The sequence below is a fragment of the Massilia sp. CT11-108 genome (assembly GCF_047302915.1).
GTDB lineage: Bacteria > Pseudomonadota > Gammaproteobacteria > Burkholderiales > Burkholderiaceae_D > Telluria > Telluria orientalis.
Genome location: NZ_JBKYMO010000627.1, coordinates 1 through 2,776, shown reverse-complemented (window position 1 = coordinate 2,776; position 2,776 = coordinate 1). Strand labels below are relative to the sequence as shown.

The following is a 2,776-nucleotide window of genomic DNA, read 5'->3' as shown; positions in this document are numbered from 1 at the left end:
CCGCGCGCGCACGGTACGCTGTCACACCGTGTTACAGAAGTTGCAATGCAGCTCAGCGCACGAGGCCCGGATACGTGAAGGCGATGAAGTGGACGGCGTTCAGCGCGAAGTGCGTGAGGATCGCGCCTTCGATGCGCCCGGAACGCAGGTACGCGGCGGCATAGCCGAAGCCCGCCAGCGTCGCGAACAGCACGAGCAGCGGGCCGCCGGCGGCGTGCGCGAGCCCGAACAGCAAAGTCGATACGACCACTGCGGCGGCCACGCCGTAACGCCTTCCCGCCATGCCGCGCGCCAGGCCGCCGAGCAGGTAGCCGCGGAAGAAGGCCTCCTCCGTCACGCAGGTGATCAAGAGATTATTGACGAGGAACCAGGATGTCCAAGGCAGCCATTTGACGTCCGGCCGCACCACGCCGAGCAGCAGGCCCGCACCGAGGACGGCGACGAGCGTCGCCGCCAGCACGGGCAGCGTACGGCGCAGCATCGGCAACCAGTCGGCACGCGCGCGGATCGGCGCGCAGAACACGCCCATCAGCACGATGCCGGCGATGGCCTTGTCGAAGTTCGCGTACAGCGTGAACGGCGGCGCGCCCGCCGACACCTGCGCATGGTCGACCAGCAGCGGATTGTGAAAGCCCGGCAGCCGGTGCAGCGCCAGCAGCAGAGCGCACACGCCCGTCAGCACGAGCAGCGGGATGCGGACCGAAGCCCGGCCGGCCGCGCGCGCGCCGAACGCCAGCGCGAGGTAGAACAAGGTGACGGCGAGGCCGATCCCGTCGAGCACCCCGACGGCCTTAGCGACCGCGCACGCCAGCAGCACGCCCGCGCACCACGCCCAGTCGCGATTCCCCCGCACTGCGGGCGCCGGCACCCACAACGCCAGTACGGCCAGCGCCAGCGCAGCGCACGCCGCCATGAGACCGGGAGCGCCCGCCACGAATCAGCCGTGCGAACGTTTGTGCATCTGCTTGTGCATGCGGCGCAGGCTGAGCCACACGAGGCCCGCCACGACGGGCACCAGCGCGCCCGTGAGCAGGTCCGGATTGACCGGCATGCCGAGACTCTTGAGGCCCTTGCCCGCATAACCGAGCAGGCCCACGACGTAGTACGAGATCGCCGCGACCGACAAGCCCTCGACGGCCTGCTGCAGGCGCAGTTGCTGGGCGGCGCGGCGGTCCATCGATTGCAGGATTTGCCGGTTCTGGTTTTCCTGGACGATGGAGACGCGGGTGCGCAGCAGGTCGTTGACGTTGGCGATGCGGCGCGCCAGCGCTTCCTGGCGCGCGGCCGTCGATTCGCACGTGTTCATCGCCGGCGTCAGGCGGCGGTCCATGAATTCCTCCACGGTCGGCACGCCTTCGATGCGGGCCTCGCGCAATTCCTCGATGCGCGCCTTCACGAGGCGGTAGTACGCTTTCGATGCCGAGAAGCGGTAACCGTTGTCGAGCGAAAGCTTTTCCAGGCGCGCCGCGAGCTTCGTGATCTGTGCCAGCAGGTCCTGGTCGCCGGCGACCGCCTCGCCCGCGACCATGCGCTCGGCCAGCGTGGCCAGTTCGGCCTCGATATCGTCCAGCGCGTTGGACACGGTGCGCGCGGCCGGCAGGCCGAGGAGCGCCATCATGCGGTAGGTGTCGATCTCCAGCACGCGCTGCGCGAGGCGGCCGGCCTGCTGCGCGCGCATCTCGACATCGCGCAGCACGAAGCGCGAGAAGCCGTCGGACTGGATCGCGAAATCCGTCCACACCTCGCCGCCCTGCATGACGCGCGAGCCGACCAGGTTGTTGCTGGCGAAGCCGTCCTGCAGCGTGGCCGGATCGGCGGCGCCGCGCTCCAGCAGCACGTGCGCGGCGGACATCAGGCGGCCGTGCAGGCCTAGGATCCACGCCTGCGGCAGGTGCGCGAGCGGCATGCGCGCGAACGCCTCGGCGAGCGGCAGTCCGGGCGCGATCTTTTCCGTAAACGTGTACGTGGCGAACTCCGTGTGGCGTTCCCACTTGAGGCGGAAACGGCCGAAGTCGTGATAGAAGTGATTGGCCGTCACGTTCGGCGCCGCGACGCCGAAATGCCCGCACAGCGCGGCGAGCAGTGCATGCTGGTTGGGACCGTGCTCGCTGCGCGATCCGGCCTCGTTGGCGCGGTACACGGCGAGGTGGGTGATGGCTTCGGGCGCTTCCAGCCGGAGGAAGGGACGCGAATGGATTTCGGCGGCCAGCGGAATGCGCTGGGCGTGGCTCAGGCTTGGATATGCGGTCGTCATGGTTCGATTCGTCGGCTCGGCAATATTTCCCATTGTACATGCGTATGCACAGCGCTGGAACGGCGCCGACCCCAACCTTGACCGAATAAAGTTCAGCGCGCGGCAAAACCACCAACGCAGTCAGCCCAAATGACCGTTTTGGTCCGACCACTTGCAACATTATCCCGACCAAACTAAGATGCGATCTTGGCAATCGCCTCCACTTTTTCCTGGACTGACACAATGAGAAAAATGCCCGCGCCACCCGATGCGATTGCGACCGAGCCGCGACTGTATCGCGTGGTGTCGAGCCGGATCGAAGCGCTGATCCGGGAAGAGCACATCAAGCCGGGCGAGCGCCTGCCCGCCGAGCGCGACCTGGCCACGAAGCTGGGCGTCTCGCGCACCTCGCTGCGCGAAGCGCTGATCGCGCTGGAACTGGGCGGCGTCGTCGAAGTGCGCGGCGGCTCCGGCGTGTACGTCAGCGAACAGGCGGCGTTGCCGACCGCGCGCCCGGCGGCCGGTCCCGGTCCGTTCGAGGTG

The 2,776-nt window shown here is 68.1% G+C and carries 3 protein-coding genes; 1 reads left to right on the top strand and 2 read right to left on the bottom strand.

The window, feature by feature from the left end:
- Positions 1–52: 52 nt before the first annotated feature.
- Together ACEN88_RS28580 and ACEN88_RS28575 are read right to left on the bottom strand one after the other, a co-directional pair.
- Positions 53–934 carry a CPBP family intramembrane glutamic endopeptidase gene (locus ACEN88_RS28580; protein ID WP_413345122.1) on the bottom strand — a complete coding sequence of 294 codons (882 nt, stop codon included), beginning with the start codon at positions 932–934 and terminating at the stop codon, positions 53–55.
- Between the two features lie 3 nt (positions 935–937).
- Complete coding sequence (locus ACEN88_RS28575) at positions 938–2,254, bottom strand: DUF3422 family protein (RefSeq protein WP_413345120.1); 1,317 nt, start codon at positions 2,252–2,254, stop codon at positions 938–940.
- Between the two features lie 222 nt (positions 2,255–2,476).
- On the opposite strand from ACEN88_RS28575, the gene ACEN88_RS28570 reads away from it, so the two are divergent.
- On the top strand, positions 2,477–2,776 hold a 300-nt coding region (locus ACEN88_RS28570; RefSeq protein WP_413345118.1), incomplete at its 3' end, for a FadR/GntR family transcriptional regulator.